At 70.5% G+C, this 13,397-nt stretch carries 10 protein-coding genes and 1 pseudogene; 3 read left to right on the forward strand and 8 right to left on the reverse strand.

The window, feature by feature from the left end; all coding sequences use genetic code 11:
• Positions 1-57 precede the first annotated feature (57 nt).
• Positions 58-324, reverse strand: a pseudogene (locus ABZX92_RS18225) (ROK family protein); the annotation flags it as partial.
• 162 nt (positions 325-486) lie between these two features.
• Between ABZX92_RS18225 and ABZX92_RS18230 the strand changes: the two are divergent.
• Positions 487-3,171 carry a BTAD domain-containing putative transcriptional regulator gene (locus ABZX92_RS18230; protein WP_355560380.1) on the forward strand — a complete coding sequence of 895 codons (2,685 nt, stop codon included), beginning with the start codon at positions 487-489 and terminating at the stop codon, positions 3,169-3,171.
• 685 nt (positions 3,172-3,856) lie between these two features.
• Here ABZX92_RS18230 and ABZX92_RS18235 read toward each other — a convergent pair.
• The 4 genes from ABZX92_RS18235 to ABZX92_RS18250 all read right to left on the reverse strand — a co-directional run bounded on the left by ABZX92_RS18235 (position 3,857) and on the right by ABZX92_RS18250 (position 9,146).
• Positions 3,857-5,434 carry an ABC transporter ATP-binding protein gene (locus tag ABZX92_RS18235; RefSeq protein ID WP_355560263.1) on the reverse strand — a complete coding sequence of 526 codons (1,578 nt, stop codon included), beginning with the start codon at positions 5,432-5,434 and terminating at the stop codon, positions 3,857-3,859.
• Positions 5,435-5,438: 4 nt separating this feature from the next.
• Positions 5,439-6,362, reverse strand: coding sequence for an ABC transporter permease (locus ABZX92_RS18240; RefSeq protein WP_355560265.1), 924 nt, complete (start codon positions 6,360-6,362; stop codon positions 5,439-5,441).
• 75 nt (positions 6,363-6,437) lie between these two features.
• Positions 6,438-7,388 carry an ABC transporter permease gene (locus ABZX92_RS18245; RefSeq protein ID WP_355560268.1) on the reverse strand — a complete coding sequence of 317 codons (951 nt, stop codon included), beginning with the start codon at positions 7,386-7,388 and terminating at the stop codon, positions 6,438-6,440.
• Positions 7,389-9,146 (reverse strand): ABC transporter substrate-binding protein, encoded by a 1,758-nt coding sequence (locus tag ABZX92_RS18250; protein WP_355560271.1) that lies wholly within the window; start codon positions 9,144-9,146, stop codon positions 7,389-7,391.
• Between the two features lie 45 nt (positions 9,147-9,191).
• On the opposite strand from ABZX92_RS18250, the gene ABZX92_RS18255 reads away from it, so the two are divergent.
• Positions 9,192-10,019 (forward strand): M55 family metallopeptidase, encoded by an 828-nt coding sequence (locus ABZX92_RS18255; protein ID WP_355560274.1) that lies wholly within the window; start codon positions 9,192-9,194, stop codon positions 10,017-10,019.
• 15 nt (positions 10,020-10,034) lie between these two features.
• The gene (locus tag ABZX92_RS18260; RefSeq protein ID WP_355560276.1) at positions 10,035-11,321 is read left to right on the forward strand and encodes a M20/M25/M40 family metallo-hydrolase; all 1,287 of its coding nucleotides are present in this window, start codon (positions 10,035-10,037) and stop codon (positions 11,319-11,321) included.
• On the opposite strand, the gene ABZX92_RS18265 is transcribed toward ABZX92_RS18260, so the two are convergent.
• The 3 genes from ABZX92_RS18265 to ABZX92_RS18275 are packed head-to-tail and all read right to left on the reverse strand — an operon-like array spanning position 11,298 to position 13,349.
• Positions 11,298-11,801: a pyridoxamine 5'-phosphate oxidase family protein gene (locus tag ABZX92_RS18265; protein ID WP_355560279.1), complete on the reverse strand. Its 504-nt coding sequence runs from the start codon at positions 11,799-11,801 to the stop codon at positions 11,298-11,300. The genes ABZX92_RS18260 and ABZX92_RS18265 overlap by 24 nt on opposite strands.
• A 53-nt stretch (positions 11,802-11,854) precedes the next feature.
• Positions 11,855-12,430 (reverse strand): pyridoxamine 5'-phosphate oxidase family protein, encoded by a 576-nt coding sequence (locus tag ABZX92_RS18270; protein ID WP_355560282.1) that lies wholly within the window; start codon positions 12,428-12,430, stop codon positions 11,855-11,857.
• Positions 12,423-13,349 (reverse strand): YafY family protein, encoded by a 927-nt coding sequence (locus tag ABZX92_RS18275; protein ID WP_355560285.1) that lies wholly within the window; start codon positions 13,347-13,349, stop codon positions 12,423-12,425. Before ABZX92_RS18275 ends, ABZX92_RS18270 begins: the two co-directional genes overlap by 8 nt.
• Positions 13,350-13,397 lie beyond the last annotated feature (48 nt).

The raw sequence follows: 13,397 nt of genomic DNA on the forward strand, positions 1-13,397 counted from the left end.
CGGACTCCCCCGATCGCGGCCGCCGATCAGCAACCCGGCGCCGATGCGTGAGCCCCAGTGCACGTAGGCCGCGGTCGAGATGCCCTGGGCGACGCCTTTCCACGCTTCGCCGCACACGGCGAGGTTGACGTCGTTCTCCAGCCGGACCAGGCATGTCAGGGCGCGGCCGACCGTGGCGGCGAAGGTGCCGACGTCCTCGGCGTCGAGGGTGGTGCCCTGGCGCACGACGGGGCCGGCGCCGTGCTGGACCAGGCCTGGCACGCCGATGACCAGGCCCTGGAGCTTGTCGCGGGCGACGGCGGCGCGGTCGAGCAGTTCCCGCACGACGCCGGTCAGCTGCCGTGCGCCCGGCGCAGGTGCGCGCCACCTGGGACGCCGTCCTCGGCTGAGCGCCCATCACGGTGTTTCGGCCTCACCGGGCCGGGGACTGCGGAACAATCACACCCCGTGAGGTTCGCAGTGCTCGGCCCGGTGCTGGTCGACGGCGTGGAGATCGCGGCGCCGCGGCAACGCGCGTTGCTGGCCATGCTCGTGCTGGACGCCGGCCGGATCGTGGGGCACGACCACCTGATCGGCGGCCTGTACCCCGAGCCGCCCGCGGGAGCGGCCAACGCGCTGCAGTCGCAGGTGTCGAGGCTGCGCCGCACCGTGCCCGGCCTGGTGATCGAGCACCACCCGGCCGGCTACCGGCTGGTCGCCGAACCGTCCGACGTGGATCACCTGCGCTGCGCCGAGCTGCTGGACGCCGGGCGCGCACCGCAGGCCCTGGCGCTGTGGCGCGGCCCCGCCCTGGCCGACGTCGACGCCCCGTTCGTGGCCGACGCGCGCCGCCGCCTGACCGAAGTGCTCATCAGCTGCGTACTTTCCGGCGGGACCACGAACGACCTCAGGGAGGTGCTGGCGGAGCACCCGTTGCGGGAGGACGTGCGGGCCGCGTTGATGCGCACGCTGCACCGCGACGGCCGCCAGACCGACGCCCTGGAGGTGTTCGCCCAGGGCCGGGAGCTGCTCGCGGACGAGCTCGGCGTCGATCCCTCCCCCGTCCTCGCGGCCGCGCACCTGGAGGTGCTCAAGGCCGAGGCGCCGCACCGGGGCGTTCCCGCGCAGCTCACCAGCTTCGTCGGCCGCGACGAGGACCTGCGCCGCGTCGTGAAGTGGCTGCAGGAGAACCGCCTGGTCACGCTCATCGGACCCGGCGGCACCGGCAAGACCCGGCTCGCCGTCGAGGTCGGGCACCGCGAGCCGGGTGAGGTCGCGTTCGTCGATCTCAGCGCCACGACCGAGGTGGCCCGGGCGTTGCTCGACGGTGTCGGCGTGCGCGAAGCCGGGTTGCTGTCCGCGGGGGCCGTGAGCGTCGAGGAGCGGCTGATCGCGGCGCTGGTCAACCGCAACGCGCTGCTGATCGTCGACAACTGCGAGCACGTCGTCGACGAGGCCGCACGGGTGCTCGGTGCCGTGCTGGCCGCCTGCCCGGACGTGCGGGTGCTCGCCACCAGCCGCGAACCGCTCGGCATCACCGGCGAGACGCTCAACCCGGTCACCGCGCTCGACGACGACGCCGCGGTGAGGCTGTTCCTCGACCGCGCCCAGGCCGTCAAACCCGGCTTCACCGCGGACTACGACGTCATCGCGGACGTGTGCCGCAGGCTGGACGGGATCGCGCTCGCCATCGAGCTCGCCGCCGCACGCGTCCGATCACTCCCTCTCGCCGAGATCACCGCGCGCTTGGACGACCGGTTCCGGTTGCTGTCCAAGGGAAGCCGGACCGCCGCGCCCCGGCACCGCACGCTGCACGCCGTCGTGGAGTGGAGCTGGGACCTGCTCTCCGCGGCCGAACGCGATCTCGCGGCCCGCTTCACGGTGTTCCACGGCAGCGCTGATCTCCAGGCGGCCGTGGAGGTCACGACCTCCGATGTCGACACGCTGACATCGTTGGTCGACAAGTCGCTCATCGAGGTCACCGGCGACCGCTACCGGATGCTCGACACCATCCGGGCGTTCTGCTCCACCCACGCACCCGACCTCGCGCAACGGCACGCCCGCTGGTTCCTCGACCTGGCCCAGCGGGCGGAACCGCACCTGCGCGCGCATGACCAGGTCGACTGGCTGCGCAGTCTCGCGCAGGACCACGACAACCTCGTCGCCGCCGTCGGGTGGGCCACCGCCCACGACGTCGATCTCGCGCTGGAGCTGGTCGCGGCGCTCGCCACCTACTACTGGTGCCGCGGCCTGCGCACCGAGGCCGCCCAGCAAGCCGACGCCGTGCTGCACGCGTGTGGCGAGACCGTGCCGCAGGGGCGGGAGCAGGAGTACACGCTGTGCCTGCTGATCGCCTGGCCGGTCGCGACCGGGGACCAGACCGCGCGAATCCGGCAGGCCGACGCGTTGCTGGCCACGTTCGACGCGCCGCCGCGCTATCCGATCATGACGATGATGTGGGGCATGGCGCTGGGCGCGCCGGAGGACGAGTCGGAGATCTGGCACCGCCGCAACCGGCTGCTCGGCGACGACCCGTGGAGCATCGCGCTCGCGCTGGTCGGTGACGGCCTGGTCAAACGGATGGAAGGCGACCCGGTAGCGGGCGCGGACCTGCTGCGGCAGGGTGCGGCGGCGTTCCAGCAGGCCGGTGACCGGTGGGGTGCGGCGCTGGCGTTCAACCAGCTCGGCGACATCGCGCTCGCGGACGGCGACAACACCGGAGCCCTGGCGCACATCGACCGCGCGCGGCAGCTGCTCGACGAGCTCGGCGCCACCGAGGACACCGCGGAAGCCGTGGTCGGACGAGGCAACGCGAAGCTCGCCGGAGGCGACCTGGCGGGTGCTCGCGCCGACTTCGACCTCGCTCTTACCCTGGCCCGCCGAGCCGGGGCGCAGGTCGTTCAGGCGGGGGCGCACCTGGGGCTCGCAGAACTGGCGAGGCTCGCCGGTGACCACGTCATGGCCGAGACCGAGTGCGACCAGGCGTGGGCGCTCACACCCGGCGGCTGGTACGGCCCGGACGAGATGCGCTGCCACATCGCGCTGGAACGCGGCCGGATCGCGAAGAGCGCGGGCTCGGCCGACCAGGCCCGCGCGCACTTCGAGGAAGCCCTGCGGCGGGCCGAGCAGCAGCGCAACCTGGTAACCGAGACCGCCGTGCGCGCGGAACTCGACGCCCTAGCCGCGCCTTGATCCGCCGCCACCACAACCACGCCGGCAGCTTGTGGTGGGCGACGAACGTCCACAGGTCGTCCTCGGCCACCTCGTTCGGATGCCGCCGCAGCACCTCCAGGCACTCCCGCGACACCACCCCGTGCAGCCGCGCCACGTGCGCCAGCGCCGTCGCGCCCTGGTGACGCACCTCGATGCGATTGTGGTCCAACGCGCGCGCGACCCGTGCCAGCGTCACCCACGGGTCCGGATAGGACAGCGACAGGCCGATCACCGAGATGCCGACCATGTCCTCGCCGCGGTCGAACGCCGCGTCGACCTCCTCAGGCCGGTCAGTGCCCATCAGGGCCGAGAAGTCGCGCCAGTTCATGCCCTCACCACGCGTCGCACGGTCCAGCAGGAACCGCTGCCTGCCGTCGGAACGCTCACCGGTGCGTTCCCAGTCCGCCGCTAAGTAGCGCCACACCGCCGCGGTGTCCGCGCGTGAGGTCGAGGCCAGAATCCGGCACAGCTCCAGCACGTGCTCCGGTTCGCTCGCCTCCGCGAGCTCGCCCAGCACTCCCGGCGGGCGGCCCAGGTCGTTCCACGCCAGCCACGCCAGCGTCGGCACCTCATCGGCGGACACCCAGCCGTCCGCCCCGCCCCGGCCGATCTCGGCAGGCGTCAGCGCGGCCCGATAACGGGCATGTTCGATCGGGATCACTTGTCAGACCTGAGGTACCGCGCGCAGCAACGCACGCGTGTAGTCATGAGACGGGTTGAGCAGCACTTGTTCCACCGAGCCTTGTTCCACGATCTTCCCCTGATGCATGACCGCGACCCGGTCGGCGATCTGCCAGGCCAGCCCGAGGTCGTGCGTGATGATCAATGAAGCAAGGCCCAGCTCACGCCGCAACCGGAGCAGCAACGCCACGATCTCCCCGCGCACCGAGGCGTCGAGCGACGCGACCGGCTCGTCGGCGACCAGCAGACGGGGCTCCAGCACCAGCGCTCCGGCGATCACCACCCGCTGCTGCTGACCCCCGGACAGCTCGTGCGGAAGGGCGTCCAAGTAGAGGTTCGCGGGCCTCAGTTCCGCACGCTCGACAGCGGCCGTGACCAGCGATTCCTCGTCGCCGGGAATGCCGTGCACCCGCAGTCCCTCCGCCACCGCGTCGAGCACCTTGTGCCGCGGGTTCAGGGCGCTCGCCGGGTCCTGCAGAACCAGCTGCACCTGCCGCCGGAACGCCTTGAGCGCCTCGCCTTTCCTGGCCACCTCGACGCCGTCGAAGATCACCCGACCGGAGGACGGTGCCCGCAGCCCCATTATGGTACGGGCCAGTGTCGTTTTGCCGGATCCGGACTGCCCGACCAGCGCCACGATCTCGCCCCGGCCGATCGTCAGGTCCACCCCGTCGACCGCGCGCGTCCGGCCGTAGTCGACCACCAGGTCCCGCACCTCAAGCAGCGCCTCCGCTTCCGGTACGCGGGGCGCCTGCGTCCTGTCATGCAGTACGAAAGCTCCCCGCGTACTGTCCAGCGGGTCGGCGAGGCGGTCGTCGGGGTTGCCGATCGTGGGGAACGCCGCCGTGAGCGCCGCCGTGTGGGGGTGCTGCGGGTTGGCGATGACTGCGCGCGTACGGCCGCGTTCGACCAGCTCGCCGCGGTGCATCACGGCCAGGTCGTCGCACGTCTCGGCGAGCACCGACAGGTCGTGGCTGATCATCAGCAGCCCCAGGTCCTGCTCGGCGACCAGTCTCTTCATCACCTTGAGCACCTGCGCCTGCACCACCACGTCCAGCGCCGTCGTCGGTTCGTCGGCGATGACGAGTTTCGGTCCGCACGCCAGCGCCATCGCGATCATGACCCGCTGCTTCTGGCCGCCCGACAGCTCGTGCGGATACGCACGAGCCTTGTCGTGTGGCAGTTCGACGTGGTCGAGGAGTTCCGCGACGCTGCCGCTGGTGCCGTGCAGACGCATCGGCTCGGCGATCTGGTCACCGACGCGCTGCACCGGGTTGAGCGAGTGCATCGCGCCCTGGAACACGATCGACGCCGACGCCCACCGCACCGCCCGCAGCTTCCCCCACGCCATCGTCCGCACGTCGTCGCCGTCGAGCAGGATCTCACCGTCGACGCTCGCGGTCCTGGGCAGCAGCCGCAACACCGACATCGCCACCGTCGACTTGCCCGACCCCGACTCACCCGCGAGCCCCAGCGTCTGGCCGTTGGCGAGCTTCAGGCTGACGTCGTTGACGACGCGCTTGTGTCCATAGTGGACGCTCAGGTTCTTCAGTTCCAGCATCCGGCTACCTCTTCGGCGTCACAACGGCTTCGAGGGCGCGCCCGACGAGCGTGAACGCCAGCACCACCACCACGATCGCGACACCGGGCGGCAACAGGAACCACCACGCCCGCTGCGGCACCGCCCCGTGCAGCTGCGCCTGGTGCAGCATCGCGCCCCACGAGATCCGCGTCGGATCACCCAGCCCGAGAAACGCCAGCGTCGACTCGGCCACGATCGCCGACGCCACCGCCAGCGTCGCGTTGACCAGCACCAACGGCACCACCGACGGCAACACGTGCCGCCCGATCACATGCCCGTGCCCACCCCCGAGCGCCCGCGCCCGCTCCACGAACGGCCGCGCCTCGATCGTCAGCGTCTGCGCCCGCACCATCCGCGCCGTCGACGGCCAGCTGGTCAGCCCGATCGCCAGCACGATCGTGCCCAGCCCGCGCGGCAGCACCGTCGAGAGCGCGATCGCCAGCACCAGCGCCGGCAACACCAGGAAGAAGTCCGTGACCCGCAACAGCGCCCCCGCGGTGAGGCCGCCGAAGTGACCGCTGAGGATCCCGACGAGCGTGCCGATGCTCACCGCGAGCACCGCCGCCGTCAGCCCGACGAACAACGACGTCCCCGCACCCTGCGCCATCAGCAACGCCACCGACCGCCCGGTGTGGTCCGTCCCCAGCCAGAACTCACCACTCGGCGACTGCCACGGCGCGGCCGTCACCCGCGTGACGTCCAGGGCGTCCGCGGAGATCAGCAGCGGCGCGATCACCGCTACCAGCGCCGCGGCCCCGAGGATCGCCGCGCCGACCACACCCGCGCGGTGCTCGCCGAACCCACGACCCTCGCCGCGGCCGGACCAGCGCGCACCGAACCCACGGGAGAGAAACCCGCCCGCGCCACGATCGCCTCGGCCGGACCGAGGTGTGCCGAACCCGCTCATCCGCCTGTCACCGCCTCGTCCCGACCCGGAGCCGCCGCGCCCTGCCTCGCGGTGAGCGGCCAGTGCCACGCCCGCTCATACGACCTTCACCCGCGGATCCAGCACCCCGTACAGCAGCTCGGCCAGCAGGTTCATCACCACGACCGCGCCCGCCGTGAACACCAGCAGCCCCTGCAGCAGGAAGTAGTCCGGCCCGGTCAGCGCGTCGTAGAACAACAACCCCAGCCCTGGCCACGAGAACACCGTCTCCGTGGTGATCGCCCCGGCCACCACCAGCCCGAACCGCAGGAACACCAGCGTGATCGCCGGCAACACCGCGTTCGGCACCGCGTGGCGGCGGCGCACCAGGTCGTCGCGCAGCCCCTTCGCGCGGGCGGTGACGAGGTACGGCGCGTGCATCTCCTCCAGCAACGACGACCGCATCACCAGCATGTACTCCGCGCACACGACCGCGACCAGCGTCACCGACGGCAGCACCAGGTGATGCCCGATGTCCAGGGCCTGCGAGACGAAGTCCGGCGCGGTGTCGGTGTCCCGCATGCCCCGCGACGGGAAAAGATCTCCCGTCACCATCATCAGCAGCATGCCGAGCCAGAACGTCGGCACCGCCCACAACGTCAGCGACACCCCCGTCGTGGCGCGGTCGAACGCCGAGTCACGACGCCACGCCGCCCGCACCCCGAGCCACAGCCCGAGCCCCACCGCGATCAGCGTCGACGTGCCGACCAGCAGCAACGTCGGGCCGAGGCGTTCTCCGATCACGTCGGCGACCGGGCGGCGGAACGTGAACGACGTGCCGAGGTCACCGCGCAGCAACGAGGTGAGGTAGCTCCAGAACTGCTCGTACAGCGGACGGTCCAGGCCGAACTGCGAGCGCAGTTCGGCCTGCATCGCCGCTGTCGTCGGCCGCCCGCGCGTCATCGACACGACGGGATCGCCGGGCACCACCCGGAACAGGAAGAAGCCCAGCACCGCCACCATCACCAGGCTGAGCGCGGCGCCACCGAGCCGACCAGCGAGTCGCACCTACTCGCGCTCCCCCGCCGTGGCCTTGCGCCGCTTCACGTACACCACGATCGCCAGCACCATGGCCGCGATCGCCGCACCGAAGGCCGCGAGCCCGCCCCACGAACTGCCCGACGTCCCCGCGGTCCGCGACGCGGGTTCGGCGCCGTAGTAACCCCACATGCCGTTCTGCGCCATGATCACGCCACCCTGCGCGGGCTGTGTCGTGAACTTCGCGAAGTGGTCGGAGCGGTAGCCCTCCAGCGCGTTCTCGTACGCGAGCACCACGGCGGGCACCTGGTCGTAGAACCGGGCCTGCATCTGCTTGACGAGCTCCACCCGCTTGCCCTCGTCGAACTCCGAGAGCTGCTTCGCGTAGAGCTCGTCGTAGGCCTGGTCGCAGAAGTAGGCGTCGGTGGTGCCGCCCTTGCCGTCCGCGCCCGGCCGTTGCGCGCACGTGTGCAGGCCCAGGATGAAGTCCGGGTCCACGTTCGTCGCCCAGCCGGAGAACGCCAGGTCGTAGGTCGCCGCCGTGGTGACCTCGTTGAGCTGGTTGTCCGACACCAGCTGCACGTCCAGCGGGATGCCGATGTCGCTCATCGACCGCTTCAAGTACTCCGACGCCTGCTCGTCGTACGCCCGGCCGGCCCGCCCGACCAGCCGCAGCGAGAACCTCGTGCCGTCCGCCCCGCGCGGGAAGCCCGCCGCGTCGAGAGCGGCGTTCGCGGCCGCCGGGTCGAACTTGCGCAGCTGTGCCGCATCCGGTTCCCAGTGCCACTTGGCGAACACCGGCGGCACCAGCCCGGAGCCCTTCTCCGCGTAGCCGAGGCTGACCCGCTGCACCAGCGCGTCCAGGTCGACGGCCTGCGCGATCGCGCGCCGCACCCGCACGTCCTTCAGCGCGGGGTTGCCGTTGCCGATCGGCTCACCGGTCTTCGTCTGCGCGCCGGGGTTGATCAGCAGCTCGGTGAAGCGGCGGCCCTGCGCCTTGTTGCGCGTGACGCCGTCCTTCTTGTCGAGCGAGTCGAACTGGGCCGGTGCCATCCGGTTGACCAGGTCGACCTCGCCCTTCGCGAGCGCCTGCACCGCGGCGTCGGAGTTCTGGAAGTACACGAAGTGCAGCTCGTCGTACTTCGGCGCGCCCCGCCAGTAGTCCTTGTTGGCCTTGAGCTTGATGAACTGGCCCGCGACGTGCTCGGTCAGCACGAACGGGCCGGAGCCGACGACCGGCATCTGGTCGTTGGCGTAGTCCTTGATGTTCGAGACCTTCTCCCACACGTGCTTCGGCACGATCGGGATGTCCAGCGCCAGCATCGTCACCTGCGGCGCCTTGGTCTTGATCACCACGGTCCTGTCGTCGGTCGCCGTGACCGACTCGAAGTTGCTCACGAAGCTGCCGTTCGCGGTCCGCGCGACCTCGTTCGTCAGCATCAGGTTGTAGGTGAACGCGACGTCCTGCGCCGTGATCGCCTGCCCGTCCGACCACTTCTTGCCCGGCGGGACGGTGAACGTCCACGTGAGCTTGTCCGCCGACGGTTCCCATCTGTTCGCGATGCCCTCGGTGACCCGCTGGTCGTCCGCCGCGTACGCGGTCAGGTAGTCGTACATCAACCGGCCGATCTCGGTGCTCGACTGGAACACCGCGAGGAACGGGTTCATCGAGTCGATCTGCTGGACGATCGCGACCTTCAGGATCACCGGCCCCTGAGCAGTGGCAGGCGGCGCCGCCAACACCAATGTCGTTGCTATTGCAAGCAACGCGCACGCTTTCACACGCACGAAATACCCCTCTTCCCCAGCAGCCCACCGCTACGTTACTCAGATGTGCGGATCATGATCTCGGCGGACATGGAAGGCGCCACCGGAGTCACCTGGACCGGGGACGTCGTGCCCGGCACCGAGCAGTGGCAACGGATGCGGCGGCTCTTCACCGGAGACGTCAACGCGTGCGTGGAGGGCCTGGTCGCGGGCGGCGCGAAGGCGGTGCTCGTCAACGAAGCCCACTCGTCGCAGCGAAACCTGCTGCTCGAAGACCTCCACCCCGCCGCGCGGCTGCTCACCGGCCGCCACAAACCGCTGTCGATGATGCAGGGCGTCGACTCCGGTGTGGACGGTGTCGTCTTCCTCGGCTATCACACGGCGGCGGGCTCGTCGGGCGTGCTCGCGCACACCTACCTGGAGAACTCGATCACCGGCGTGTGGCTCGACGGCGTCCACGCCTCCGAAGGCAGGTTGAACGCCGCGCTCGCCGCCGAGTACGGAGTGCCCGTCCTGCTCGTCACCGGCGACGACCTGACCTGCGAAGACGCCCGCAGCTACGCACCGGAGGCCACCGGCGTCGCGGTGAAGGAGTGCGTATCGCGCTACGCCGCCATCTGTCTCCCGCCGGCGGTGGCTTTTTCACAGATCACAGAAGCGTCCGCCAATGCGATGTCCCGGGCAGGGAGACGGGAGGGTGTCGTGTCGGCGCATCGGATCGAGGTCGAGTTCGACGCCACCCACCTCGCCGACGCCGCCGCGGTCGTGCCCACCGTCGAACTCGCCGGGCCGCGCCGGGTCGGGTTCGACGCCGTCTCGATGACCGAGGCGATGAAGGCGTTCAAGGTCGTCACGCACGTCGCGGCAGGTGCGATCGAGGGCATCTACGGCTGACCGTAGGGTGGCGGCATGACGCTGGACGTGGCGCAGCTGTGCGCGCAGCTCATCCGCTTCGACACGACGAACCGCGGTGGCGGCTCCAGTGCGGGCGAACGTGAGGCGGCCGAGCACGTCGCCACGATCCTGCAGGACAACGGCGTGCCGCCCACCCTGCTCGAACCCGCGCCGCGCCGCACCAACGTCCTCGCGCGCATCCCGGGCACCGACCCGTCGCTGCCCGCCGTGCTGGTCCAGTCGCATCTGGACGTCGTGCCCGCCGACCCGGCCGAGTGGAGCTTCGACCCGTTCGCCGGCGAGATCCGCGACGGGTACGTGCTGGGACGCGGCGCCGTGGACATGAAGGACATGGCCGCGATGACCCTGGCCGTGGTCAACCGGTGGCACGTCGAGGGTCGCCGGCCGCGGCGGGACGTGGTGCTGGCGTTCGTCGCGGACGAGGAGGACCAGGGCGTGTACGGCGCGCACTGGCTCGTCGAGCACCACGCCGCCCACTTCGCCGGGGTCGAGGCGGCGATCAGCGAGTCCGGCGGGTTCTCCTTCGACGTGGACGGCGTCCGGCTGTACCCGATCGGCACGGCTGAGCGCGGCACGTCGCACATGAAGCTCACCGCCGTGGGCCGCGCGGGCCACGGATCGCGCAAGAACGCCCAGAACGCCGTCACAGCACTCGTCACGTCGTTGGCGCGCATCGCCGCGTACGAGCACCCGGTGCGGTTGACGCCCACGGTCGAGGCGTTTCTGGTCGGCGCGGGCAAGGCGCTGGGCGTCGAGGTCGACCTGGACGACGTCGACGGCACGATCGCCCGCCTCGGACCGGCCGCGAAGCTCGTCGAGAACACCGTGCGCTGCTCGACCACGCCGACGATGCTGCAGGCCGGCTACAAGGTCAACGTCATCCCCGGCACCGCCACCGCGCAGCTCGACGTGCGCACGTTGCCCGGTACGCTCGACGAGCTCGAAGCGACCATCGACTCGTTGCTGGCCGAGGGCGTGACGCGGGAGTTCCTGGAACACCAGCCCGCGGTGGAAGCGCCGATCGACACCTCGTGGTTCGCCGCGATGGCCGAGGCGTTGCGCGACGAGGACCCCGCCGCCGTGGTCGTGCCGCACTGCCTGGGCGGCGGCACCGACGCGAAGGCGTTCAGCCAGCTGGGAATCCACTGCTACGGCTTCTCGCCGCTGTCGCTGCCCGCGGACTTCGACTACCGGTCGATGGCGCACGGCGTCGACGAGCGCGTCCCCGTCGAGGGCCTGGAGTTCGGTGTGCGGGTGCTAGACCGCTTCCTGTCGAGCTGACCGCCGCTGCGCCAGCTCCTGCACGGGCGTCGGCAGCGTGGTCTCGAAGTCGATCAGCTTCGCCCACGTCGGCGTGATGACGATCCGGACCATGCCGTCGTCGTAGAGTGAGCGCACCTCGCGCTCCCACTCCACCCGCTGCTCCGCGCTCATCGCGTAGCTGCCGTTCATCTGCAGGAACTCGTCCGGGATGCCGTCCACCGGGTCCAGCTCGACCGTGCCGCGGATCAGCAGGATCTTCGGCGGGTGCACCTCGGTGTCGATGGTCAGCGCCACCGCCGGGTTCGCGCGCAGCGAGTGCAGCTTCGGCGCGTTCTTCGAGGTGCACAACACGATCTGCTCGCCGTTCCAGGCGAACGCGATCGGGATCGAGCGCGGCGTGCCGTCCTTGGCCACGTAGGCCAGCCTGGTCAGGTCGCGGGCCAGCAGCTCCTGGCTCAGCGGGCGGTCGAGGACCTCGGTGATCTCGTTCTTCGTCATGCCCAGGGGACGGAGCCGCCGCCGCGTTCTCTACATCGGGTCCCAGGAATCTTTCAGCGAGGCGGCAAGGGCAGCGGCATCGCGGGCAGACCGTCGATGCTCGCGATGTTGTAGGGCTTCTTGTCGGTGTAGGCGCGGAACTCCTCGTCGGTCTTGCGGCCGAAGTAGTCCGCGTGCAGGTCGCGTTCGGAGCGGTAGTCCATGAACGGCACCGCGAACCCGCACGTGTCGGAGATCAGCTCGGCCGTGACGATGATGATGGCCCGAAGCGCAGGCCCGTCGGCCTCACCGAAGCCCTGTGCGAGATCTGCGAAGCGCGGGTCGTCGCGGTACACGGCCTCACCGCGGCCGTGGATGCGCACGATGTTCGGCGGCCCCTCGAACGCGCACCACATCAACGTGATCCGGCCGTTCTCCCGCAGATGCGCGATCGTCTCCGCGTGGCTGCCACCGAAATCCAGGTACGCCACCGTGCGGTCGTCGAGGATGCGCAGCGTGCCCTGACGGCCCTTGGGCGAGAGGTTGATGTGCCCGTCACCGGACAACGGCGCACTGGCCACGAAGAACACCTTCTGGTTCTCGATGAACTCCCACAGCCGCGGCTCGATGCGCTCGTATTCCTTACCCATGCTCAGCAGTATCGATCGCTTTGCGGAACCTGTCAGCCACCTTTCCCAGGTGGTGAACGAGCTCCGGCGGCCCGTCGACCTCGAAGTCGCAGCCCAGCATCCCCAGGTACACCGCGAGCATCTCGGGGGTGTCCGACCCGGCCGTCATCCTGCTGGTGGTCTCGTCCACGGCTTCGACGAGCGCCGCGGGGACCTTCGCAGCGACCTCGTGCGCCGGCGCGTGCACCGTGACCGTCGCCCGGAACCGCCACGCCGCCGTCGCCAGGCCCTGCTTGACGTAGGCCTCCAGGTCGGGGAGCTCGCGCGGGATGAAGCGCGGGCCGTTCGGGACGCGCGGCTGGACGCGGTCGGCGCGGAACGTGCGCCAGTCGTTCCTGCCGATGTCCCACGCGATCAGGTACCAGCTGCCCCTCGTGTGGACGAGACGGTAGGGCTCGACCTCACGGCGGTCCTGCGCGCCGTCGAACTTCACGTAGTCGAACCGCAGCCTTTCCCGCGCGCGGCAGGCGTTCGCGATGGTCGTCGCGATGTGCGGATCAAGCTCCTTCGTCGTGCCGACCGTGTACTCCTGCAACGTGCTGAGGCGGTGCTTGAGCCTGCTCGGCAACACCTGCTCGATCTTCTTGAGCGCCTGCACCGCGGTGTCGGAGTCCTGCGTGCTCAGACTCAGCGCGATCGCCACCGCCTCCTCGTCGTCCAGCAGCAGCGGCGGCAGGCTGGCCCCGGCGCCGAGCTTGTACCCGCCCGCCTGTCCGGGCGTCGCGTGCACGGGGTAGCCGAGGTTGCGCAGCCGGTCGACGTCGTTGCGCACGGTCCTGGTCGTCACCCCGAGCCGCTCGGCCAGCTCAGGCCCGCTCCAGTCGCGCGGGGACTGCAGCAACGACAGCAACTTCAGCAACCGCGCCGACGTCTCCAACATGTCTTCCACCCTCCCCGCGAATGAGGAACGAACCTTTCCGCAATGGTT

The sequence above is a fragment of the Lentzea sp. NPDC006480 genome (assembly GCF_040611995.1).
In the GTDB taxonomy this organism is placed as follows: domain Bacteria; phylum Actinomycetota; class Actinomycetes; order Mycobacteriales; family Pseudonocardiaceae; genus Lentzea.